At 60.5% G+C, this 22,159-nt stretch carries 16 protein-coding genes, 1 tRNA gene, 1 other RNA gene and 1 pseudogene; 12 read left to right on the forward strand and 7 right to left on the reverse strand.

Translation table 11 applies throughout. The annotated features are described in order from the left end of the window. The first annotated feature begins 2 nt into the window (after nt 1-2). The gene (locus IE091_RS14740) at nt 3-743 is read left to right on the forward strand and encodes an aspartate/glutamate racemase family protein (RefSeq protein WP_229800856.1); all 741 of its coding nucleotides are present in this window, start codon (nt 3-5) and stop codon (nt 741-743) included. Here IE091_RS14740 and IE091_RS14745 read toward each other — a convergent pair whose 3' ends face one another. The 3 genes from IE091_RS14745 to IE091_RS14755 all read right to left on the reverse strand — a co-directional run bounded on the left by IE091_RS14745 (nt 744) and on the right by IE091_RS14755 (nt 1,907). Further along, a complete protein-coding gene (locus tag IE091_RS14745; protein ID WP_189463991.1) occupies nt 744-1,529 on the reverse strand; it encodes a DUF3750 domain-containing protein in 786 nt (261 codons plus the stop codon). A 162-nt stretch (nt 1,530-1,691) separates the two neighbouring features. Further along, an RNA gene (ffs, locus tag IE091_RS14750) (signal recognition particle sRNA small type) lies at nt 1,692-1,788 on the reverse strand. Between the two features lie 45 nt (nt 1,789-1,833). Beyond that, nucleotides 1,834-1,907, reverse strand: a tRNA-Met gene (locus IE091_RS14755). 206 nt (nt 1,908-2,113) lie between these two features. Between IE091_RS14755 and betI the strand changes: the two genes are divergently transcribed. From betI to IE091_RS14810, 11 genes are all read left to right on the forward strand, one after another. After that, on the forward strand, nt 2,114-2,722 hold the full coding sequence (betI, locus tag IE091_RS14760) for a transcriptional regulator BetI (protein WP_479694288.1): 609 nt from the start codon (nt 2,114-2,116) through the stop codon (nt 2,720-2,722). 10 nt (nt 2,723-2,732) lie between these two features. Next, nucleotides 2,733-4,202: a betaine-aldehyde dehydrogenase gene (gene betB, locus IE091_RS14765; protein ID WP_189463993.1), complete on the forward strand. Its 1,470-nt coding sequence runs from the start codon at nt 2,733-2,735 to the stop codon at nt 4,200-4,202. Between the two features lie 55 nt (nt 4,203-4,257). Then, nucleotides 4,258-5,961, forward strand: coding sequence for a choline dehydrogenase (betA, locus tag IE091_RS14770; protein ID WP_189463994.1), 1,704 nt, complete (start codon nt 4,258-4,260; stop codon nt 5,959-5,961). Between the two features lie 196 nt (nt 5,962-6,157). Further along, the gene (locus tag IE091_RS14775) at nt 6,158-8,644 is read left to right on the forward strand and encodes an acyl-CoA dehydrogenase (protein WP_189463995.1); all 2,487 of its coding nucleotides are present in this window, start codon (nt 6,158-6,160) and stop codon (nt 8,642-8,644) included. A 439-nt stretch (nt 8,645-9,083) separates the two neighbouring features. Then, nucleotides 9,084-10,184 carry an ABC transporter ATP-binding protein gene (locus IE091_RS14780; RefSeq protein ID WP_189463996.1) on the forward strand — a complete coding sequence of 367 codons (1,101 nt, stop codon included), beginning with the start codon at nt 9,084-9,086 and terminating at the stop codon, nt 10,182-10,184. Further along, on the forward strand, nt 10,177-11,280 hold the full coding sequence (locus tag IE091_RS14785) for an ABC transporter ATP-binding protein (protein ID WP_189463997.1): 1,104 nt from the start codon (nt 10,177-10,179) through the stop codon (nt 11,278-11,280). The genes IE091_RS14780 and IE091_RS14785 overlap by 8 nt, the downstream gene beginning before the upstream one ends. After that, nucleotides 11,270-12,157: a carbohydrate ABC transporter permease gene (locus IE091_RS14790; RefSeq protein WP_039178292.1), complete on the forward strand. Its 888-nt coding sequence runs from the start codon at nt 11,270-11,272 to the stop codon at nt 12,155-12,157. Before IE091_RS14785 ends, IE091_RS14790 begins: the two co-directional genes overlap by 11 nt. A gap of 1 nt (nt 12,158) precedes the next feature. Continuing rightward, nucleotides 12,159-13,052, forward strand: coding sequence for a carbohydrate ABC transporter permease (locus IE091_RS14795; RefSeq protein WP_039178294.1), 894 nt, complete (start codon nt 12,159-12,161; stop codon nt 13,050-13,052). 13 nt (nt 13,053-13,065) lie between these two features. Further along, nucleotides 13,066-13,338 carry a DUF2160 domain-containing protein gene (locus tag IE091_RS14800; RefSeq protein WP_039178296.1) on the forward strand — a complete coding sequence of 91 codons (273 nt, stop codon included), beginning with the start codon at nt 13,066-13,068 and terminating at the stop codon, nt 13,336-13,338. Nucleotides 13,339-13,423: 85 nt separating this feature from the next. Further along, nucleotides 13,424-15,163: an ABC transporter substrate-binding protein gene (locus IE091_RS14805; RefSeq protein ID WP_189463998.1), complete on the forward strand. Its 1,740-nt coding sequence runs from the start codon at nt 13,424-13,426 to the stop codon at nt 15,161-15,163. Nucleotides 15,164-15,255: 92 nt separating this feature from the next. Beyond that, nucleotides 15,256-16,902 carry a glycerol-3-phosphate dehydrogenase/oxidase gene (locus IE091_RS14810; protein ID WP_189463999.1) on the forward strand — a complete coding sequence of 549 codons (1,647 nt, stop codon included), beginning with the start codon at nt 15,256-15,258 and terminating at the stop codon, nt 16,900-16,902. An 86-nt stretch (nt 16,903-16,988) separates the two neighbouring features. Here the strand turns inward: IE091_RS14810 and IE091_RS14815 are convergent, their stop codons facing one another. The 4 genes and pseudogenes from IE091_RS14815 to IE091_RS14830 all read right to left on the reverse strand — a co-directional run bounded on the left by IE091_RS14815 (nt 16,989) and on the right by IE091_RS14830 (nt 22,056). After that, nucleotides 16,989-17,213, reverse strand: a complete 225-nt coding sequence (locus IE091_RS14815) for a hypothetical protein (protein ID WP_039178304.1) — start codon at nt 17,211-17,213, stop codon at nt 16,989-16,991. Nucleotides 17,214-17,742: 529 nt separating this feature from the next. Beyond that, complete coding sequence (gene glpK, locus IE091_RS14820) at nt 17,743-19,227, reverse strand: glycerol kinase GlpK (protein WP_189464000.1); 1,485 nt, start codon at nt 19,225-19,227, stop codon at nt 17,743-17,745. A gap of 135 nt (nt 19,228-19,362) precedes the next feature. After that, nucleotides 19,363-20,121, reverse strand: coding sequence for a DeoR/GlpR family transcriptional regulator (locus tag IE091_RS14825; RefSeq protein WP_016913669.1), 759 nt, complete (start codon nt 20,119-20,121; stop codon nt 19,363-19,365). 103 nt (nt 20,122-20,224) lie between these two features. After that, nucleotides 20,225-22,056: pseudogene (locus IE091_RS14830) on the reverse strand (SLC13 family permease). Between the last annotated feature and the right edge of the window lie 103 nt (nt 22,057-22,159).

Consider the following 22,159-nt stretch of genomic DNA (forward strand, 5'->3'; position numbering starts at 1 on the left):
CAATGACGAACAAGACAGGACTCAGCCATACAGCCCCCATCGGCAGCATGTGCCAAGCGTCGCGAATCGACACCTCGCGCATTCTGGTCATCAACCCCAACACCAATCCCCAGGTCACCCGGGAAATACGCCGCCTGGTACGGCAGTGCTCGCCTGAAGGGGTTCAAATGGAGGTCACCAATCCACTGGCGGGGCCTATCGCCATCGAAAATGCAGCGCACAAGGCCACCGCCACTCGGGAGGTCATGGCGCTGATCCAACAGCGCCAGTCCGCCGACGACGTTGGCTACATCATGGCCTGCTTCGATGATCTGGCGGTTCAAGAACTACGCGATGCAACACAGCGCCCAGTGGTGAGCCTGGCCGAGGCAGGCATGCGCGCCGCTGGCCAGCATGACCGCCCCTTCACCGTCATCACCACGTTCGAGGGCGCCGTGGAAACCATCCGCGCGCTGAGCCGTGGCTATGGCCTGGACGCGCGCTGTCGGATCGTGGCCACTGGCATGGGGGTATCGGAAACCGCGGCCCGCACGCCGCAGGCCGAACAGCGCTTGCATGACGCCATCGTGAGCTCGCTCGACCAGGGTGCCAATGCCATCGTGCTGGGCTCCGGCGCCTTCGTGGGTCGAGCGGCTCTGCTGAGTGAGCGGTATGGCATCGATATTACGGACGGGCTAAGCGACGCCATCCGCTACGTGCACACTCCTTTACTAACGTTGAGCTCCGAGGCTCCAGCAGGTTGATCACCCCTGCGGCTCTGCCTGCTCGGCAGCATTCCCCAGCACCCGAGCAGGCAGGCCCACCCGGCCCACGCCAGGCAGCTTCAAGGCCGGCCTGAGAATATCGACGCCCAGGCTCATGCCCAGCACGTTGAGCTCCACGCCCTCTTCCAGCGCCAGCATCAACCCCAACACCCCGCCCAGCGAAAACTGATACCCGGTGCCGCTGGGCACAGGGGCTACTACGCTATCGAACAGGAAATCCTTGCCCACGGCGGTGACCGGCAACGCCACCGCCAGGCCCTCCACTTCACGGGTGAGCCATGCAATGAAACTGTTGCTGTTGGGGCCGGGCCACACCCGGTATAAATCGGCCTGAGGGTAACGGCCAATCGCCTCTTCTATCTGGGTAATCAGCTGCCCCGCTTCATCGCCGCGATAATCGGCCAGCAGTTCGGGCGCATGACCAAACCACGCCCGATCCGGCGTATCGGTGCTCGACACCACGGTGGGCCGACGCCAACTGAGCACCTGGTGCAGGCGGTAGTCGCTGGCATTGTCAGCTTTGGTAGCCACCCAGATATGCACCCCAAACGCGCCCCGCCAGTGATACGCCCGTGCAGCGTACACTTGCACCACCGCCTCGGGATGGGCGTCCGGGTCTGGGGCCAACCCCGCCGATGAGCGGTCCAGATTCGACCAGTGGCCATCGGTAACCACCTGGTTACTGGCCAACATCCAGGCGGGCCCGGCCAACAGCAGTGCCAACAGCACCACCACGCCCGCTATCCAACGCAGTAGACTTTTCATGAGCTTTCCGAAGTGACAAAGAGACGTTTCTGGCACGCACGACCACTCAGAAAGCGCAAAAGGCCATCAGGGTGCCAAATGGAGCCGCGTACGGGCAACAGAATCTCGACCCACAGGGAATCAAGCGAAGCAAAACTAAGGGGGAGGATATAATGGAGGCGGCCCCAAAAGCCACATCCCGGCACACGCAGCCACCACTACCGTTGCTCCCTTCCGGGCCTGGCGGGGTTCGCAGTTTAGCGTTGCGGGAGGACCTAAGGGGCCACCATGACGGCACACAAGAGAAGCGTACCTGGCTGACCGGTGGCTACGCCCTGATTTGAACAGGGGACCCCATCATTATGAGTGATGTGCTCTAACCAGCTGAGCTACGTAGCCTTTCCGACATCAGCGGGTGCAGATTATGCCAATCTCGTTGGCAAAAGGCAAGTCACTCGCCTCAGGTATTTCATTTCACGATGAACAAGACAGCACGCAAGTACCGTCAATTGCCTTTTATTAATTGAACGTTCAATAAAAAAGTGCCATGATAATTTTCATCATCCTCGAAGAGTGTTCAGGAGATCGCCGTGCCTAAGGTGGGAATGGAACCAATACGTCGTCAGCAGTTGATCAAGGCCACCATGGCCGCCATTGACGAAGTGGGTCTGGCGGAAGCGACAGTCATGCGCATTGCCCGGCATGCCGGAGTCTCGGCAGGCATCATCAGCCACTATTTCGGCGGCAAGGATGGCCTGCTCGAAGCCACCATGCGCCAGATACTGACCGACCTGACCGATGCCGTTGCGGCGCGCCGCCAGGCGCTGGACGACGACTCGCCCCGCGCTCATATTGGCGCCATCATCGAAGGAAACTTCGACCGCTCCCAGGTGACCGGCCCTGCCGCCAAGACCTGGCTCGCTTTTTGGGCCAGCAGCATGCACAAGCCCGCGCTGCAACGTCTACAGCACGTCAACGACCGTCGGCTATATGCCAACCTGTGTCATCAGTTCCGGCGCGTCATGCCGCATCGCGATGCGCGCAACGCCGCGCGCGGGCTGGCTGCCATGATCGATGGTCTTTGGCTACGCGGCGCCCTGGCGCCGGAAGGGCTCGATGCGCTGGAAGCACGGCAACTGGCTCACGCCTATCTGGATCAACTGCTGGCCCACCACGGCTGCCTGAAGCACACCACCGCTGACGCATCATATTAAGGAGAACCCCATGGCCCATCAGGACGCACTTCCTCTATATATCAATGGCCGCACGGTCGCGGCGACGTCAGGTGACACCTTCACCGTCACCAACCCCTACGATGGCTCGCTGCTCGCCACCGTTGGCCAGGCAAGCCAGGGCGATCTCGACGAGGCCGTACGCACCGCGCAGCAAGGCCAGCGGGTCTGGGCAGCCATGACCGGTATGGAACGCTCACGCATTCTGCTGCGCGCGGTGGCACTGCTACGCGAACGCAACGACGAGCTTGCCGAGCTGGAAACCCGCAACACCGGCAAGCCCATCAGCGAAACTGCCAACGTCGATATCGTCACCGGCGCCGATGCGCTGGAGTATTACGCGGGCCTGGCCCCCGCCATCGAGGGCAGCCAGATACCGCTGCGCGAAAGCTCGTTCGTTTATACCCGCCGGGAACCGCTGGGTGTGATCGGTGCCATCGGCGCCTGGAACTACCCCATTCAGATTGCCTGCTGGAAAGCCGCCCCTGCGCTGGCGGCGGGTAACGCCGTGGTCTTCAAGCCCAGCGAGGTCACGCCGCTGACGGTGATGAAACTCGCCGAAATCTTCACCGAGGCAGGCCTGCCGGACGGCGTCTTCAACGTCGTTCAAGGCGACGGAAAAGTCGGCGCCATGCTCACCGAGCACCCCGGCATTGCCAAGGTATCCTTCACTGGCGAAGTGGGCACCGGCAAGAAAGTCATGGCCGCTGCCGGTGGCTCCACGCTCAAGGACGTGACCATGGAGCTGGGCGGCAAATCGCCGCTGATCGTGTTTGCCGATGCCGACCTGGACCGCGCCGCCGATGCCGCCATGATGGCCAACTTCTATTCGAGTGGCCAAATCTGCACCAACGGTACCCGTGTCTTCGTCGAGCGCAGCGTCAAGGAAGCCTTCGAAGCCAAGCTGGTCGAGCGCGTGGCGCGCATCAAGGCCGGTGACCCCATGGACCCCAGCATCAATTTTGGCCCGCTGGTCAGCTTCGAGCATCAGGAGAAAGTGCTCTCCTACATCGCCCTGGGCAAAGAGCAAGGAGCCCGCGTACTGGCCGGTGGCGAACAGTGGAATAGCGGCCCATGGGCCAACGGCGCATGGGCGGCCCCCACGGTGTTCACCGACTGCACCGACGACATGCGGATCGTGAAAGAGGAGATTTTCGGTCCGGTCATGTCAGTGCTGGCCTTCGATGATGAAGACGAGGTGATTCACCGCGCCAACGACACCCTGTACGGGCTGGCCGCCGGGGTGTTCACCGAGAGCCTCAACCGCGCCCACCGAGTGATTCACCAGCTGGAAGCCGGCATCTGCTGGATCAACACCTGGGGAGAGTCGCCGTCGGAGATGCCGGTAGGCGGTTACAAGGAGTCGGGCATTGGTCGCGAGAACGGCGTCGAGACGCTCAATCACTACACCCAGACCAAGTCCGTACAGATCGAGATGGGCCCGTTTGAATCGGTATTTTAAGGCGCCCACCGCCACCGTTTGATGCTCTTTATGTCGTCTTTGCCAAGGTAAACGAATGTCGCAAGTACGTGAATTTGATTATATCGTCATTGGCGCTGGCTCAGCAGGCAACGTGCTGGCCACGCGCCTGACCGAAGACAGCGATGTCAGCGTGCTGCTGCTGGAAGCAGGCGGCCCGGACTACCGCTTCGATTTTCGCACCCAGATGCCCGCCGCGCTGGCGTTTCCGCTACAGGGTAAACGCTACAACTGGGCGTTCGAAACCGACCCCGAACCGCATATGGACAACCGCCGCATGGAGTGCGGCCGAGGCAAGGGGCTGGGCGGGTCTTCCTTGATCAACGGCATGTGCTACATTCGCGGCAATGCCCTCGATTACGACCACTGGGCCAAGCAGCCCGGGCTCGAAGAGTGGGATTACCTGAGCTGCCTGCCCTACTTCAAGAAGTGCGAAAACCGTGACATCGGTGCCAATGAGTATCATGGCAGCGATGGCCCGGTGAGCATCACCACGCCCAAGGCGGATAACAACCCGCTGTACCGGACCTTCATCGAAGCGGCCAAGCAGGCGGGCTACCCGGAAACCGAAGACGTCAACGGCTATCAGCAGGAAGGGTTTGGCCCCATGGACCGCTTCGTCACGCCCAAGGGGCGGCGCGCGTCCACGGCCCGTGGCTACCTGGACACCGCCAAACAGCGCAGCAACCTGACCATCGAAACCCATGCCGTTACGGACGTTATCGAGTTCGAGGGCAAGCGTGCCGTGGGCGTCCGCTACGAACGGAAGGGCCAACCCACGCAGGCCCGGGCACGTCGTGAAGTGCTGCTGTGTGGCGGTGCCATTGCTTCGCCGCAGATTCTGCAGCGTTCAGGGGTGGGCAACCCGGAGTGGCTGAAAGAGCTGGGCATCCCCGTGGTGCATGAACTGCCCGGCGTCGGCGAAAACCTCCAGGACCATCTGGAGATGTATATTCAGTACGAGTGCAAGGAGCCCATCTCCCTCTACCCGGCGCTGAAATGGTACAACCAGCTGAAGATTGGTGCCGAGTGGCTGTTCAAGGGAACCGGCATTGGGGCCAGCAACCAGTTCGAATCCTGCGGGTTCATCCGCACCAACGACGAGGAGGAGTGGCCCAACCTGCAATACCACTTCCTGCCCATCGCCATCAGCTACAACGGCAAAAGCGCGGTAGAGGCCCACGGCTTCCAGGCCCACGTCGGTTCCATGCGCTCCGAGAGCCGTGGCCGCATCCGGCTGACTTCCAAAGACCCCCACGCCGCGCCCAGCATCCTGTTCAACTACATGGCCAAGGAAAAGGACTGGCAGGAGTTCCGCGATGCCATACGCCTGACCCGCGAGATCATCGCCCAACCCGCCTTCGACGCCTACCGTGGGCGTGAAATTACCCCCGGCCCCGAGGTACAAAGCGATGCCGAGATGGACAGCTTCGTCAAGCAGCACGCCGAAACCGCCTACCACCCCTGCGGTAGCTGCCGGATGGGCGAAGACGCCATGGCCGTCACCGATGCCCAGGGCCGCGTGCACGGCCTGGAAGGGCTGCGAGTCGTGGATGCTTCGCTGTTCCCGGTGATTCCTACCGGTAACCTGAATGCGCCCACCCTCATGCTGGCCGAAAAGATCGCCGATCGCATTCGCGGTCGCGAACCCCTGCCCCGCGCCCAGGTCGATTACTACATTGCCAATGGGGCACCTGCCAAAGGAGCGGTCGCCAAAGGAACGCCTGCCACACAGGCCTGACCCGACCTGCACTCGCTGATCCAGCAACCCGCGCCATGGCATTCGCCATGGCGTTTTTTTATGCCGCAACTGAGCTACAGTGAAGGGTATAAAGCGAACGTATAAGGCCGAAACGCTTGCACACTGCCAAGCGATTCTGCGAATATTCAAACATACGTTTAAATACCTTCAAGACCACCCACCTATGGAGAACCCCATGCTCACCCTACTACTCATCGTGCTGGCCGTGGCTGGCCTGCTGGTGGTGATGCGCCGCGAGGCAGGCGCACCTCCTGCCCTGGCCCTGCTGGGCGTACTGGGCCTGGTCGGCATCGTGCTGGGCGCCCCCGTAACGGGCACTCTGCTGCTGATCGGCGCATTGGCTGTGGCCGTGGCCGGTTTGCCCGCCCTGCGTCGCCTCTGGTTGACCCCACGCATCTTTGCAACCTTCAAGAAAGTGGCCCCCAAGGTGTCTGCCACCGAACGCACCGCGCTGGAAGCGGGCAGCGTCTCCTGGGATGGAGAGCTGTTTTCCGGCAAGCCCCAGTGGCAGTCGCTGCTGGATTTCAAGGATGACGGCCTGAGCGAAGAAGAGCAGGCCTTTCTGGATGTGCAGTGCGCCAAGGCGGCAGGCATGTGCAACGCCTGGGACATCGCCAAGGAGCGTGCCGACCTGCCCCAGCAACTGTGGGATTACCTGAAACAGGAAGGCTTCTTCGGCATGATCATCCCGAAGGAGTATGGTGGTCTGGGCTTCTCTGCCAAGGCGCAATCCATGGTACTGCAGAAGCTTTCCGCCAACGAAACGCTGATGGTGACCGTCGGTGTCCCCAACTCCCTGGGCCCCGGCGAGCTGCTGCTCAAGTACGGCACCCAGGCACAGAAGGATCACTACCTGCCTCGCCTGGCCGATGGCCGTGAAATCCCCTGTTTTGGCCTGACCGGCCCCCGCGCAGGCTCCGACGCCACCTCGCTGCCGGATACCGGCGTGGTCTGCAAGCAGGTCATCGATGGCCAGGAAGTGGTCGGGGTGCGCCTCAATTTCGAGAAACGCTGGATCACCCTGGCGCCGATTGCCACTGTAGTGGGCTTGGCATTCCGCCTGTTCGACCCGGAAAAGCTGCTGGGCGACGAAGAAGACCGTGGCATTACGCTGGCCTTGATCCCGCGTGACACGCAGGGCATGGAGATTGGCCGCCGCCACCACCCCATCGGCAGCCCCTTCATGAATGGCCCGATCAAGGGCAAGGACGTGTTCGTACCGCTGGACACCATCATCGGCGGCCCGGACATGATCGGTCAGGGCTGGCGGATGCTGGTGGAGTGCCTGTCGATTGGCCGCTGCATCACGCTGCCTTCGGGCGCTACTGGTACCGCCCGCTATGCGCTGGGCTGGAGCGGCGGCTTTACACGGGTACGTCGTCAGTTCAACGTGCCGGTTGCCGAAATGGAAGGCGTACAGGAGCCGCTGGCTCGCATGGCCTCGCTGGCCTACATCTCTGCCGCCACGGTATACCAGACCGCCAACCTGATCGACCACGGCGAAAAGCCCGCCGTCCCCTCGGCCATTCTGAAAAGCCAGCTGACCGAGTTCCAGCGCGTGCTGCTCAGCGATGCCATGGACGTTCACGGCGGCAAGGCCGTGACCCTCGGCCCACGCAACTACCTGGGCATCGGCTATAGCGCCAACCCCGTCGCGATCACCGTGGAAGGGGCCAACATCATGACCCGCAACCTGATGATCTTTGGTCAGGGCGCCATCCGCTGCCACCCCTACGTGCTTGAGGAGCTGGCCGCCAAGGATGCCAACGACGCAAAAGCATTCGACAAGGCGTTCTTTGGTCATGCGGGCCTGATTTTCGGCAACGCGGCCCGCGCCTTCACGCAGGGCCTCGGCCTCGGCAAGCCCAGCGTACCGTTCAGCGGCCCGGCCGTTGGCTACGCGCAGGACATCGCGCGCCTGTCAGCCGGCTTTGGCCTCTGCGCCGACGCCGCCATGGCCAGCCTGGGCTCCACGCTGAAGAAGCGCGAAATGCTCTCGGCACGACTGGGCGACATTCTCTCCAACCTCTATCTGGCGTCCATGGTGCTCAAGCAGTGGCACACCGGCAACAAGGTAGAAGGCGAAGAAGCGCTGCTGCACTACAGCCTGCAGTTCCTGCTCAACCGCGCTGAACAGGCGTTTGTCGAGATCTTCGACAACCTGCCCAACCGCGCCCTGGGCAAGGTGCTGAAAGTGGTCGTCATGCCGACGGGCCGCCGCTGGAACAAGCCCCATGACGACCTGGCCCGCGACATCGCTCATCGCGCCTCTACCCAGAGTGCCCTGCGCAGCAAGCTGCTGAGCAACACCTGGGACAAGGATGACGGCGCCGAGCGCAATCCGCTGGCCCGCTACAATGCCCTTCTGCAAGAGTACGAGCGCGCCGAGGCCATCTACCGTACGGTGAACAAGGCCTATGCCAAGGGCGAGCTGCCGCAAACGGCGCTCCACCCGGAAGCACGTGTGGAAGCCGCGCTGGAGAAAGGGCTGATCAACGAGGAAGACGCCACGTTCATGCGCACCTTCGAGGCCGAAGTGCTCGAAATGCTCACCGTGGATGACTTCGCCTACGATGCCTTTGCCAACGACAAGGCGACGCTGATCGACCACAACGCGGCGCCTGCCAAGGCCACGCCGCAAGCAGAAACCAGCGTCAAGTAAACAACGACGCTTGAGCGTGAATGAAACCGGCCTGACACAGGCCGGTTTTTTCGTTTATTGCCTTCCAGAGTTCAAAAACGAAACGTACAGCGCCATTTTGCTTTCCTTTGGCACCGCCCCGCCTTCTGCTCCCCCTCCTCTCCCTTCCCACACCCACAGCGCATATATTGTGATGGGCTCTCTACGCCTAAAAGCGAATATATGAGCACCCAAAAAAGCGTTGCACGTTCGAAAATGATCAACTAGCCTTTCGTTAATGAAAATATCGCCTTGGTCGGTGGCCTAGAACAATAGAAAAACGGAGAACAAGCTGCTCGACCGATCTGCCCGCGCGATAGACACACTCGTTTTCGCACTACCTGTTCATGACAACAGCTATAACAACACGCATAGCAATATCCATAGCAATATTCATAACAACGACGCTAACGAGATCGGCATGTCCTTACATCTGCAAAACATCGACCACGTCGTCGGCGGTGACCCTCATATCACGGGGGTCGATCTGGCGCTGGAACCGGGCTCTTTCAACGTGCTGCTGGGCAGGACCCTGGCAGGCAAGACCACGCTGATGCGCTTGATGGCCGGCCTGGAACAACCCACCCGCGGGCGCATTTACATGGATGGCAAGGATGTCACCGGCGTTTCGGTACGCAAGCGCAACGTTTCCATGGTGTACCAACAGTTCATCAACTACCCCAGCCTGACGGTGCGCGACAACATCGCCTCACCGCTGAAGCTGGCCAAGACGCCCCCCCAGGAGATCAAACGGCGGGTCGAAAGCATTGCGGAAATGTTACATATCGAGCATTTGCTGGAGCGCTACCCCCAGGAGCTTTCCGGGGGTCAGCAGCAGCGCACCGCCATGGGCCGTGCGCTGGTCAAGGATGCCGACCTGATCCTGTTCGACGAGCCACTCGTCAACCTCGACTACAAGCTGCGTGAAGAGCTGCGCGACGAACTGCGCGAGCTGTTCAAGGCGCGCAACTGCATTGCCGTGTACGCCACCACCGAGCCCAATGAAGCGCTGGCCCTGGGCGGCAACACCGCCGTGCTGCACGAAGGGCGCCTGTTGCAGTATGGCCCCACCGAACGAGTCTATCGGCAGCCCAATGGCCGTCACACTGCCGAGATGTTCTCGGAGCCACCCATCAACATCGTGCCCGGGAAGCTGACCAGCGCCGATATCACCTTCGATCAATCCCTGCACTTTCCCTGCGACCCAGACCTGCAACGGCTGCCCGCCGGCGACTACGACTTCGGCGTGCGCGCGTCGCACATTACCCTGGAGCGGCGCTCGGCCAACGATCTGGCGCTGGACGTTCGTGTGGACGTGGCCGAAATCAGCGGTTCGGAAACCTTCCTGCACGTTCACCACGAGCGCTTCCCTCTGGTGCTGCACCTGGCGGGCATTCACGAGTTCAATGTCAACGACGCCATCCAGGTCTTTTTCCCGACCCACCAGCTGTATGCCTTCGACAAGCAAGGCAATACGGTGCACGTTCCCGCATCGGCCCAGGGAGGTGTGACCCATGGCTGAAATCACGCTACAGGGGCTCGCCCATAGCTATACGAAACAACCTTCCGGCCCTGAGGATTACGCCATACGCCAGATGGATCACGTGTGGCACCAGGGGGGCGCTTACGCCCTGCTTGGCCCTTCCGGCTGTGGCAAGTCCACCTTGCTGAACATCATTTCCGGGCTGCTGGAACCTTCCGAAGGTGCCGTGCTGTTCGATGGACAACGGGTCAATGAGCTGCCTCCTGAAGAGCGCAACATTGCCCAAGTGTTTCAGTTCCCGGTGATCTACGACACCATGACGGTGTACGACAACCTGGCCTTTCCGCTACGCAACATGAACACCCCCGAATATCGGGTAGACCCCAAAGTGCGAGAAGTCGCCGATATTCTCGATCTGACGCCGCTGCTGTCCCGCAAGGCCAAAAACCTCACTGCTGACGAAAAGCAGAAAGTTTCCATGGGCCGCGGGCTGGTACGCGATGACGTCTCTGCGATTCTGTTCGATGAACCGCTCACAGTCATCGACCCGCAGCTGAAGTGGAAACTGCGCCGCAAGCTCAAGGAAATCCACGAGCGCTTCAACATCACCATGATCTACGTCACCCACGATCAGTTGGAGGCGTCCACCTTCGCCGACAAGATCGCCGTGATGTACGACGGCCAGGTGGTTCAATTCGGTACACCCCGGGAGCTGTTCGAAACGCCCGCCCATACGTTCGTGGGCTACTTCATCGGCAGCCCCGGCATGAACTTCATGTCGGTGACTCACCACAACGATCAGGTGCTGTTTGGCGAGCAGCTCATGCCGGTGAGCCCCGCGCTTCGCGCGCAGATTGCAGCCGCCCCTTCCAGCAACGTCAAACTGGGCATTCGGCCGGAGTTCATCAGTGTCAGCAACACTCCGGTCGCAAACTCGCTGCCCATCGACGTGCTGAACATTCAGGACCTGGGCACCTACTCCCTGCTGAGTTTTGCCCTCAACGGCGAGCACTTCAAGGCGCGGCTGCCCGAAGGTCATGCCGTGACAGGTGACAAGGCACACGCGCTATTACCTCAAGCGCATATGGGCCTGTACGTAGACGAATACCGGGTGGAGATCGGCCATGAACAATAAAGTCTATAACAACCGTGCCTGGCTGCTGGTGTTGCCGATGCTGGTGCTGGTGGCGTTTTCCGCCATCATCCCGCTGATGACCGTGGTCAACTATTCTGTGCAGGACGTGCTGGGCCCCAATGCGCGCTTCTTCACCGGCACCGAATGGTTTGAAAGCATCCTCAACGACTCGGCGCTGCGGGCAGCTTTCGTGCGCCAGATTCTGTTTTCTCTGACCATCCTGGCCATTCAGGTGCCCTTGGGCATCGGGATTGCGCTGATCATGCCCAAGCGCGGCTGGCAGGCGTCGGCGGTACTGATACTGATCACGCTACCGCTGCTGATCCCATGGAACGTGGTGGGCAGCATCTGGCAGATCTTCACCCGGGGCGACATCGGCCTGATGGGCTGGGGCCTGCGTGAGCTGGGCTTGAACTACAACATTACCCGCAACGCCAGTGATGCCTGGGCCACCATCATTCTGATGGATGTGTGGCACTGGACACCGCTGGTGGCCATGCTCTGCTACAGCGGCCTGCGCTCGATCCCGGAAGCCTACTATCAGGCGGCCCGTATCGACCGCGCTTCCAAATGGGCCATCTTCCGCTATATCCAGCTGCCCAAATTGACCAACGTGCTGGTGATCGCGGTGCTGCTGCGCTTCATGCATTCGTTCATGATCTATGCCGAACCCTTCGTGCTGACTGGTGGTGGCCCAGGCAGCTCGACCACCTTCCTGAGCCAGTCGCTGGCCACCATGGCCATTGGCCAGCAGGACCTTGGACCATCGGCGGCCTTTTCGATCATCTACTTCCTGGTGATCCTGCTGGTGAGCTGGGTGTTCTACACCACCATCATGCACATGCAAAAAGACAAGAACACCCAAGGGGGGGCATGACATGTACCGTCTGGACAATGCCCAGCAGGGCGAGAAATTCAATACCATCTTCAGCCGCACCACCCCGGCACAGCGCCGTCGTCGCAACGCTCGCAGCCGCTGGCGCTCGCGCTTGCTGCTGGGCCTGTATCTGTTCCTGATGATCCTGCCCATCTACTGGCTGATCAACATGTCGCTGCAGACCAACAGCGAAATCCTCGGCTCGATGACCCTGTGGCCACAGAATCTGACGTTCGATAACTACCTGCGGATTTTCAACAATCCCAGCTGGTACATGGGCTACGTCAATTCGATGGCCTATGTGTCGCTGAACATGCTGATCACCATCTGCGTGGCACTACCGGCCGCCTACGCGTTCAGCCGCTATCGTTTCATCGGTGACAAGCACCTGTTCTTCTGGCTGCTTACCAACCTGATGGCACCACCCGCGGTGTTTTTGCTGCCCTACTTTCAGCTCTACTACTCGGTAGGCCTGTTCGACACCCACATTGCCGTCGCGCTGGCCCACTGTCTGTTCAACATCCCGCTGGCCATCTGGATTCTGGAAGGCTTCATGAGCAGCGTCCCCAAGGAGATCGACGAAACGGCCTACATCGATGGCTACAGTTTTCCGCGCTTCTTCGTGACCATTTTCCTGCCGATGATTCGTTCGGGCATCGGCGTGACGCTGTTTTTCCTGTTCATGTTCTCCTGGGTAGAGCTGCTGCTGGCCCGCACCTTGACCGCCACGGATGCTCAGCCAATCGGCATGATCATGACTCGTACGTCCACCGCATCGGGCATCGATTGGGGCACCCTGGCCGCGGCCGGCGTGCTGACCATCGTGCCGGGCATTCTGGTGGTCTATTTCGTCCGTAAACATATCGCCAAGGGCTTTGCCCTGGGTCGCACCTGAAGGAGCAACGGCCATGTCCTGGATGGTATGGACCACCCCTACTGCCATTTTCTTTTCATCGATCGCTGCCATGCTGGCGGGGATGACCCTGTGGGAGATTCTCTCGCCCACCATCGAACGCAAGGGCTTTCTCCCCATCAGCACCACGCGGGGCGACCGGCTGTTCATCGGCCTGCTGTCGGCAGCGTTCATTCACCTGGGCGTGATTGGCTTCACCACGCTCTCGATCTGGATTGCACTGGCACTATCAGCGGTTTGGCTGCTGGTGTTGATGCGCTGGGGCTGAGCGCCTACTGGGCGGTCTCGGCGTACTACCGCGGTACCAAGGATGCTTACGTTATCAGGGAAGAGCACAACAAAACGAGGTCAACATGCGTAATAACAACTTCAAACTCACTACCCTCGCTGCCAGCCTGCTGCTGGCCTCGGGGGCCCTCATGGCCGACGACCAGGAAGCACGCGCCATCGCCGAACGGCTGGTCGATGAGCACTTCCAGAACTCTACCCTGAGCCGCGAGGAGCAGATAGAGGAGCTGCTGTGGTTCGCCAAGGCTGCCGAGCCGTTCCGAGGCATGAATATTCAGACCGTCGCCGAGGGTCTGACGACCCACGTCTACGAAAGCGAAGTGCTGGCCCCGGCGTTCAGCGAGCTGACCGGTATCAACATCACCCACAACATCATCGGCGAAGGCGATGTGGTGGACACCATGCAGAACCAGATGCAGTCCGGCAACAGCATCTATGACGGTTTCGTCAACGATACCGACTCCATCGGCACGCATATCCGTTACGGCACCACCATCAACCTGACCGAGGCCATGGCCAACGAATGGGCAGACTACACCCTGCCTACGCTGGACCTGGACGATTTCATCGGCCTGCAGTACGGCACCGGGCCTGATGGCAGCGTCTTCCAGCTACCGACCCAACAGTTCGCCAACCTCTACTGGTTCCGCTATGACTGGTTCCAGCGTGAAGACCTGCAGGAACAGTTCCGGGACATCTACGGTTACGATCTGGGCGTTCCCACCAACTGGACGGCCTACGAGGATATCGCCGAGTTCTTTACCGTCCACGTGGGCGAGATCGATGGCACCAAAGTGTATGGCCACATGGATTATGGTCGCCGTGACCCCTCGTTGGGCTGGCGTTTCCACGACTCCTGGCTGTCGATGGCCGGCATGGGCAGCCCAGGGGTGCCGTTTGGTAATCCCGTCGACGACTGGGGCATCCGCGTGAACGAGGAGAGCCAGCCGGTGGGCGCCAGCGTCAGCCGCGGTGGTGCCACCAACTCACCGGCGTCGGTATTTGCCATGCAGAAAGCCGTGGATTGGCTGCGTGACTTTGCGCCCGCCGAAGCCCAGGGCATGACGTTCGGTGAAGCCGGGCCGGTGCCTGCGCAGGGTCACATTGCCCAGCAAATCTTCTGGTATACCGCCTTCACTGCCGACATGACCGACCCCTCCGTGGCCGTGACCGATGACGAAGGCAACCCGCTGTGGCGCATGGCACCCTCGCCCACGGGCCCGTATTGGGAAGAAGGCATGAAAGTGGGTTATCAGGACGTAGGTGCCTGGACCTTCTTCGACTCCACGCCCGAAGACCGTCGTACGGCGGCCTGGCTGTTCGCCCAGTTCACCGTGGCCAAAACCACCTCGCTGGAAAAACTGATGCACGGCCTCACACCCATTCGTGAATCCGACATCTTCTCGGACCAGATGACCGAAATGGCCCCCAAACTCGGCGGCCTGGTGGAGTTCTACCGCAGCCCCAACGAGTCCAACTGGACACCGACCGGCACCAACGTGCCTGACTATCCGCGCATGGCACCGCTGTGGTGGCAAAACCTGGCACCGGTCATGAGCGGTGAAGTCACGCCCCAGGAAGGTCTGGACAAGCTGGCGGCCGACATGGACAACACCATGAATCGCCTGGCTCGGGCCAATGTGTTCGACAGCTATGCCCCGGTACTCAACGAAGAGCGTGACCCCCAGTACTGGCTGGATCAGGACGGCGCGCCCAAACCAAAACTCGACGATGAAATGCCGAAGGGTACCACCGTGCCCTACGACGAAATGATGGAAGCCTGGATGGCCGCAGGCACTCGCTGAGCCCTTGGGCGGGCGCAAGCCCGCCCATCGTTTCGGCAGTCAGTGACGACCGCGTGCCAACCTGGGGCTTTTTCTTGATAAGTGGATCCGCCATGAAACTGCGTAACCGTAATGTAGAGAAATTGCACACCGATGACTTTGACGCACTGATCATTGGTGGTGGCATCAATGGTGCAGCCACCGCTGCGGCGCTGGCAGGCAAAGGCGCCAAAGTGGCCCTGATTGACCGTGGTGACTTCGCTGGCAGTACCAGCATGCACTCCTCCAACCTGGTTTGGGGGGGAATCAAGTATATGGAAAGCAAGGACTTTGCCCTGGTGCGCAAGCTCTGCAAGAGCCGTAACCACCTGATCAAGAGCTACCCTTCGACGGTGGAAGAAATTCGCTTTTTGACCACCATCACCCAAGGTTTTCGGCACTCGCCCCGCTATCTGTGGGCGGGTACCTGGCTGTACTGGCTGATGGGCAATGGCTTTACACGCCTGCCCCGCCTGCTGTCTCCCAGGAAACTCAAGCAGGAAGAGCCCATCATCGATATCAAGGATGCCGTGGGCGGGTTCGAATATTCCGATGCCTACCTGCACGACAACGATGCCCGCTTCGTCTTCAACTTCGTGCGCCATGCGTTGAACTACGGTGCCGTCGCCGCCAATTACGTCGAGTCGCTGGGCGCCGAACGCGATGGCGAGCACTGGGTCACCCGCGCCCGCAACGTCATGGACGGCACGACCTTCAATATTCGCTCCAAAGTGTTGATCAACGCCGCCGGGCCGTGGGTAGACCAGCACAATGCCCTGACGGGCCAGAAGACCACCCATCAGCACTTGTACTCCAAGGGCATTCACCTCATCGTGCCCCAGCTCACGGCGACCAAGCGCGTGCTGGCCTTCTTTGCCGATGATGGCCGTCTGTTCTTCGTAATCCCCATGGGCAATCGTACCTGTATCGGCACCACCGATACGCACATGGAAAACCCTGAGGTCGATGTCACGGCAGACGACATCGCCTTCGTGCTGGAGAACATCAACAAACGGCTGACACTGGACAAACCGCTGACCCAGGATGACATCATCTCCACCCGCTGCGGCGTGCGGCCGCTGGCCATCAAGGCCGAACAAGGCAGCGACCGAGACTTTCTGCAGCTGTCACGCAAGCACGTCATCGATACCAACCCGGAAAGCGCGCATATCAGCATCTTTGGCGGCAAGCTGACCGACTGCCTGAACGTGGGCGATGAAATTGCCGATGAAGTCATGAAACTGGGCGTTACCCTGCCCGACCCCAGCTTTCACTGGTACGGTGAGCCGCCCGAGCCGGTCAAGCAGCAGTTCATGGACCAGGCCAAGCGCATGAATCTGGACGCCATGACGGCCGCCACCTCCTCCGAGCCGCTATCGTCTCGGCTGTGGCGACGCTACGCCGAACAGGCCATCCCGATGCTGGAAAAGATCCGCCAGGACCCTTCGGAGGCCGATATTCTCATCGAAGGCACCGAGTACATCCGCTGTGAAATCGAGCATGCCCGAGACCATGAAATGATCACCCAGCTGGAAGATTTTCTGCGTCGTCGTGCCAAGGTATCGATGGTGGTTCACCACGAGCAGCTACGCCACTCCAGCGGCTTGCAAGAAGCCTGCCGCGTGCTGTTCGGCGAAGAGGCCGAGGCACGCCTGGCCACCTACTTTGCGGAAAACCGCGATACCTCTCGTCCCCCCAGCGAACCCGCCAGCCTGGCGTAAAAGCCGCGCTTGCGGTGAACGCCCATCAAAAAAAACCCCTGCCATCGCTGGCAGGGGGCCAATCAGTTCAGTAAGCGAGTGACGACCTACTCGTCGTGTACCACCGCCAGTTGAGAGTCGCCGGCCAGCACTTCATCCCAGGCCTCTTCCAGGGTACACCCCAGTCGGCTGTCGATGGTGTCGATGACCTCGACCGCGTGTTGCAGCGACTCGCGGTTGCCTTTTAGCGCCAGGACCAGTTTGGCCAGATCCTGTTTACTGAAAGCGCTAGCGATACGGTCAGCTTGTTGGCTCAATTCGATGCAGTTCATGGTAAGTCCCTCATGGTATGCTCAGCCGCTGCCTGTTACGGTTCACGGAGTGTGGTAATCAAGCAGCCATCTTATTAATGAAGAATGATGACATTGCTACTCATGCTGGGCCGGGTAAGTGCCCAGTTCGGTAACTGCGAAACGGTCACAAGCGTTACAAGACCTTCGCCTTTGGCGCTTTGGTAAAACATCAGCGCCTCGGTGTGTAGCAAGGAACCCTGCGGCATATCGGGATAACAAGACACCGCCCTGATCCATGACTTCACTATGGTTCACGGGTGCAATACTCACAATGCACCCTTGGCAGCAGGCGCGGTTGTAGCTTGACTACAGAAACGTCAAAACCATGAAAGTGCTGATGGTTACTTTCACAAGCGCAGTTAAACGACTGTTTTAAATGAAACTTGAAAAACAAGTAAGAGTGCTAACAAAAACCTGAATACTGAAAAAACATAATAAAAAAACGCCACCCTTGTTTGGGCAGCGTTTATTGCTTGAATCCAGGCAGCAAATAGGCGCGATATAGAGGCTACGTGGAGCGCACGCGGGAAACGGCATCCAACCAGCCCTGATAAAGCTGTTCGCGAGTCGCCTCCTCCATGCTGGGCGTGAAGCTCTTCTCGCAGCGCCACAGCTGTTCGATCTCTTCCAGGGTGTCGTACCACCCCAGCCGCAGTCCGGCCAGATACGCCGCCCCCAGCGCCGTGGTTTCCAGAATCGTCGGTCGATCCACCTGCACGTTGAGCATGTCGGCCAGAAACTGCATCACCCAGCTATTTTTCACCATGCCGCCATCGACACGCAGGTTGCCTGGCGCGGCATCCATGTCATCGTTCATGCAGAGCTGAAGGTCTCGAGTCTGGTAACACACCGCCTGCAGCCCGGCCGCGACGATTTCGGCGATCCCGGTATCCCGAGTCAGGCCAAAAATGGCGCCGCGGGCCTTGGGGTCCCAATGGGGGGCACCCAACCCGGTAAAGGCAGGCACCAGGTACACGCTGTGGCCGCTACGGGTTTTCTGGGCCAAGGCTTCGGTTTCCGAGGCGTCGGCAAACAGGTTCAGTCCGTCACGCAGCCACTGCACGGTCGCCCCGGCCACGAAGATACTGCCCTCCATGGCGTAGGTGGGCTTGCCATTGATCCGGTAACCCACGGTGGTCAGCAGGCGGTTGCGGGAAACCGACGGCGTATCGCCGGTATTCACGATCATGAAACAGCCCGTGCCGTAAGTGCTTTTGCCCATGCCGGGCTTGAAGCAGGCTTGCCCGACCAGGGCTGCCTGCTGGTCACCCGCAACCCCGGCGATGGGCAAGGCAGCTCCAAGCCAGTGGGCTGCCATCGTGCCAAAGTCGTCGCTGGAGTCTTTCACGTCTGGCAGCATATTGGCGGGCACGTCGAACAGCGCCAGCAGCTCATCGTCCCAACGCTGCTCATGAATATTGAACAGCGCCGTACGCGAGGCGTTGGTGGCATCGGTGACGTGCTGCTGGCCTTCGGTCAAGCGCCAGATCAGGAAGCTGTCGATGGTACCGAAGGCCAGCTCACCCTTGGCCGCCCGTTCGCGGGCGCCCTCGACCCGATCGAGTATCCAGGCCAGCTTGGTGGCAGAGAAGTAGGGGTCGATCAGCAGGCCGGTTTTGGCCTGCACCGCCTCGGTATGGCCCTCGTCCCGCAGCGCCTGACAGCGCTCGGAGGTGCGCCGATCCTGCCAGACAATGGCGTTATAGAGCGGCTTGCCCGTGGCGCGGTCCCATACCACCGTGGTTTCTCGCTGGTTGGTGATGCCGACACCGTCTATCTGTTCGGCACTGACCTGGGCCTTGGCCAGCACCTCTCGGCAAGTCGCCACCACGGAGTCCCAGATATCCTCCGGGTCGTGCTCGATCCAACCATCCTGGGGAAAGTGCTGGGGAAACTCCTGCTGGGCAACGGCCGCTACCTGGCCCTGGCGGTCGAAGAGAATGGCACGAGAGCTGGTGGTACCTTGATCGATGGCAAGAATGAAGGAGGACATGTCGTGTTCACTTTGTTGTAGGGTTCTTTCGATTTTGTCGGTTTTATTTCGTTTTATTATGCTCCAAGGCTACGCCAGCGGCTCGCAATGCTCAAGTATGAAACTGGCCAAGGTGGCGACGCCTTTCCCGCTGGGTCAGGCGATGTGCAGCGCCACATCGTGCTGGGTAAGCAGACGGGTAATCGACTCCGGCGGCCGACGGTCGGTGAACAGCGCATCCAGTTGCGAAAGATTGCCCTGACGCACCACCGGGTTACGGTGAAATTTCGAGTAGTCGGCGGCAAGATACACCCGGCGAGAATTGGCGATAATGGCCTGGGCCACGCGCACTTCCTGGTAGTCGAACTCCAGCAGCGAGCCATCTTCATCGATACCACTGATACCGATGATGCCGTAATCCACCTTGAACTGATTGATGAAGTCGATGGTGGCTTCACCAATGATGCCCCCATCCCGCGAACGCACCTGCCCCCCGGCGATAATCACCGTGAAGTCTTCCTTGTGCTGCAGGATGGCAGCCACGTTCAGGTTGTTGGTGATGATTTCCAGCCCCTGGTGCTCCAGCAGCGCCTGGGCAATCATCTCGTTGCTGGTACCGATATTGATGAACAGTGAAGCATGGTGAGGAATATGCTGGGCCATGCAGCGGGCAATCCGCTCTTTCTCTTCCAGGTGCAGCGTCTTGCGCGTGCTGTAGGCGGTGTTCACCGTGCTCGACTCGACCCCTACACCGCCATGCACGCGCCGGACGCGCCCATCATTGGCCAGGGTATTCAGGTCGCGCCGGATGGTCTGGGGCGTTACCGCAAAATGTTCGGTCAGTTGCTCGATGCTCATGTAACCATGCTGGCGCACCAGCTCGACAATGGCATCCTGGCGATACTGCTGGTTCATAAGCCCGGCCTGTTCGTTATTGGTTGATCCATGTGCGTAATAGATTAGCAAAATTTTCGATATCCAATCACGCGAACATGACCAAAAGCCGATGAAACGGCGCTTATAGCGGCCAGACCCACAGAATCATCGGTATCGCCACGCACATCACCACCAGCGAAAGCGGCAATCCCAGCTTCCAGTAATCACCAAAGCGGTAGCCCCTGGCCCCAGCACCAGGGTGTTGGACTGATGACCGATAGGCGTGAGGAAGGCACAAGAGGCGCTGACGGCCACCACCATCAGGAAGGGGTCCAGGGAAACGTCGAATCCATTGGCCAGGCTGGCGGCAATGGGCGCCATCAGCAGCGCGGCAGCGGCGTTATTGACCACGTTCGACAGCAGCATGGAGAGCAGAAAGAGCCCCGCCAGGGAGACGATCACCGGCCACTCCAGGCCAAAGGTCAGCAGCGCGTTGGCAATGATCGCTGCCCCGCCGCTGGTTTCCAGCGCTTCGCCCACGGGCAGCATGGCCGCCAGCAGCACGATCACCGGCCCGTCGATGGCCTGATACCCCTCTCGCAGCGGCAGCACGCCGATCAACAGCGACACCAGCGCCGCCGTGCTCATGGCCACCGCAGCGGGCAGCAGATCAAGCAGCATGGCGATAATGGCCAGCACGAAAATACCGATAGAGAGCAGCAGTTTGCGCGGCTGGCCCAGGTTCAGCTCGCGGTTGGCCAGCGGCAGGCAGCCCAGCGTGGCCAGGCTGTCGGCGATCTCGTTTTCACTGCCCTGCAGCAGCAGGACGTCGCCGGTTTGAAAACGAATGTCACGCAGCCGCTGCTTGAGTCGGGCGCCGTCACGGGCCACCGCCACCAGATGCAGGCCAAACTGATGATGCAGGCGCAGTTGGCGCACGCTGCGATTGACCATCATCGAGTCGTTGCGCACCACCGCCTCGATCAACTGCAGCCCTTCGGTATCGACGGGCTGGCGCTCCTTCGCCGCTTGTTGCTCATCGCTTTCGTCTTCTTCGGCGTCGTCAGGCTCGGCAATGACGCTCAGGCCCACCTTGTCTTCCAGCAGCCTCAATTCATCGGGGCCTGCCTCCAGCAGCAGGATATCGCCCTCGCGCAGTACGCCGTGGAAACGGTAGCCTGCCCGCCGGTCATCGTCGCGCACCACCGCCAGCACGGGAATGGTCTCTTCCAGCTCGTCGCGCAGCTGTTGCAGCGTCAGCCCATTGGCTTTAGAGGCCTCGCTGACCTTGAGTTCGACCAGGTAATTGGCGGTGTCGAACATGTCATCACCCGCCGACTGGGCATTGCGTTTGGGGGTGAATCGCCAGCCCACCAGCACAATGAAGGCCAGACCCACCAACGCCACCGCAGCACCCACGGGCGTAAAGCTGAACATGCCGAAATTTTCGCCCGTGATATTGCCACGATACGCCGAGATGATGATGTTCGGCGGAGTACCGATCAGGGTGGTCAGGCCGCCCAGCAGCGAGCCGAACGCCAGCGGCATCAACAGCAGCGAGGGCGAAGTATCGTGTTCTCGCGCCAGGCGCATGGCCACCGGCAGCAGCAGTGCCAATGCCCCGACATTGTTCATGACCCCCGACAACAGCACCACCGTGCCCACCAGCACCAGCAGCTGCAGCAGCAGCCGCTCCCCGACCTTGAGCACCTGATGGGCAATGACGTCCACCACCCCTGAGCGTTCGAAACCACGGCTCAGCACCAGCACGGCGGCAACGGTGATCACCGCCGGGTGGCCAAAGCCCATGAACGCATCGTCTGCGGGTACCAGCCCCAGCATGACCGAACCCAGCAAGGCCGCCAGGGCCACCAGATCATAGCGAAAACGCCCCCAGACAAACGCCGCCAGGGTGAGTCCAAGAACCACAAAGACCAACGTGCTGGGCGCAAGCCCCAAACTTTCCATGGACATAGAGTGCCATCTCCCTGAGCGTTACAGCGGCGCGACTCCCTCCGCCATCTTCTCATTACATTAGACGATCGCAGTCATGCCGTACAGCCTCTGGATAACCGTC

This window comes from Vreelandella hamiltonii, from assembly GCF_014651775.1.
Taxonomy (GTDB): Bacteria; Pseudomonadota; Gammaproteobacteria; order Pseudomonadales; family Halomonadaceae; genus Vreelandella; species Vreelandella hamiltonii.

Bases quoted from the DNA above. Each gene is read 5' to 3' on its own strand.
- IE091_RS14740 (WP_229800856.1), top strand. From the start codon at position 3: ATGACGAACAAGACAGGACTCAGCCATACAGCCCCCATCGGCAGCATG.
- IE091_RS14745 (WP_189463991.1), bottom strand. From the start codon at position 1,529: ATGAAAAGTCTACTGCGTTGGATAGCGGGCGTGGTGGTGCTGTTGGCA.
- betI (WP_479694288.1), top strand. From the start codon at position 2,114: ATGGAACCAATACGTCGTCAGCAGTTGATCAAGGCCACCATGGCCGCC.
- betB (WP_189463993.1), top strand. From the start codon at position 2,733: ATGGCCCATCAGGACGCACTTCCTCTATATATCAATGGCCGCACGGTC.
- betA (WP_189463994.1), top strand. From the start codon at position 4,258: ATGTCGCAAGTACGTGAATTTGATTATATCGTCATTGGCGCTGGCTCA.
- IE091_RS14775 (WP_189463995.1), top strand. From the start codon at position 6,158: ATGCTCACCCTACTACTCATCGTGCTGGCCGTGGCTGGCCTGCTGGTG.
- IE091_RS14780 (WP_189463996.1), top strand. From the start codon at position 9,084: ATGTCCTTACATCTGCAAAACATCGACCACGTCGTCGGCGGTGACCCT.
- IE091_RS14785 (WP_189463997.1), top strand. From the start codon at position 10,177: ATGGCTGAAATCACGCTACAGGGGCTCGCCCATAGCTATACGAAACAA.
- IE091_RS14790 (WP_039178292.1), top strand. From the start codon at position 11,270: ATGAACAATAAAGTCTATAACAACCGTGCCTGGCTGCTGGTGTTGCCG.
- IE091_RS14795 (WP_039178294.1), top strand. From the start codon at position 12,159: ATGTACCGTCTGGACAATGCCCAGCAGGGCGAGAAATTCAATACCATC.
- IE091_RS14800 (WP_039178296.1), top strand. From the start codon at position 13,066: ATGTCCTGGATGGTATGGACCACCCCTACTGCCATTTTCTTTTCATCG.
- IE091_RS14805 (WP_189463998.1), top strand. From the start codon at position 13,424: ATGCGTAATAACAACTTCAAACTCACTACCCTCGCTGCCAGCCTGCTG.
- IE091_RS14810 (WP_189463999.1), top strand. From the start codon at position 15,256: ATGAAACTGCGTAACCGTAATGTAGAGAAATTGCACACCGATGACTTT.
- IE091_RS14815 (WP_039178304.1), bottom strand. From the start codon at position 17,213: ATGAACTGCATCGAATTGAGCCAACAAGCTGACCGTATCGCTAGCGCT.
- glpK (WP_189464000.1), bottom strand. From the start codon at position 19,227: ATGTCCTCCTTCATTCTTGCCATCGATCAAGGTACCACCAGCTCTCGT.
- IE091_RS14825 (WP_016913669.1), bottom strand. From the start codon at position 20,121: ATGAACCAGCAGTATCGCCAGGATGCCATTGTCGAGCTGGTGCGCCAG.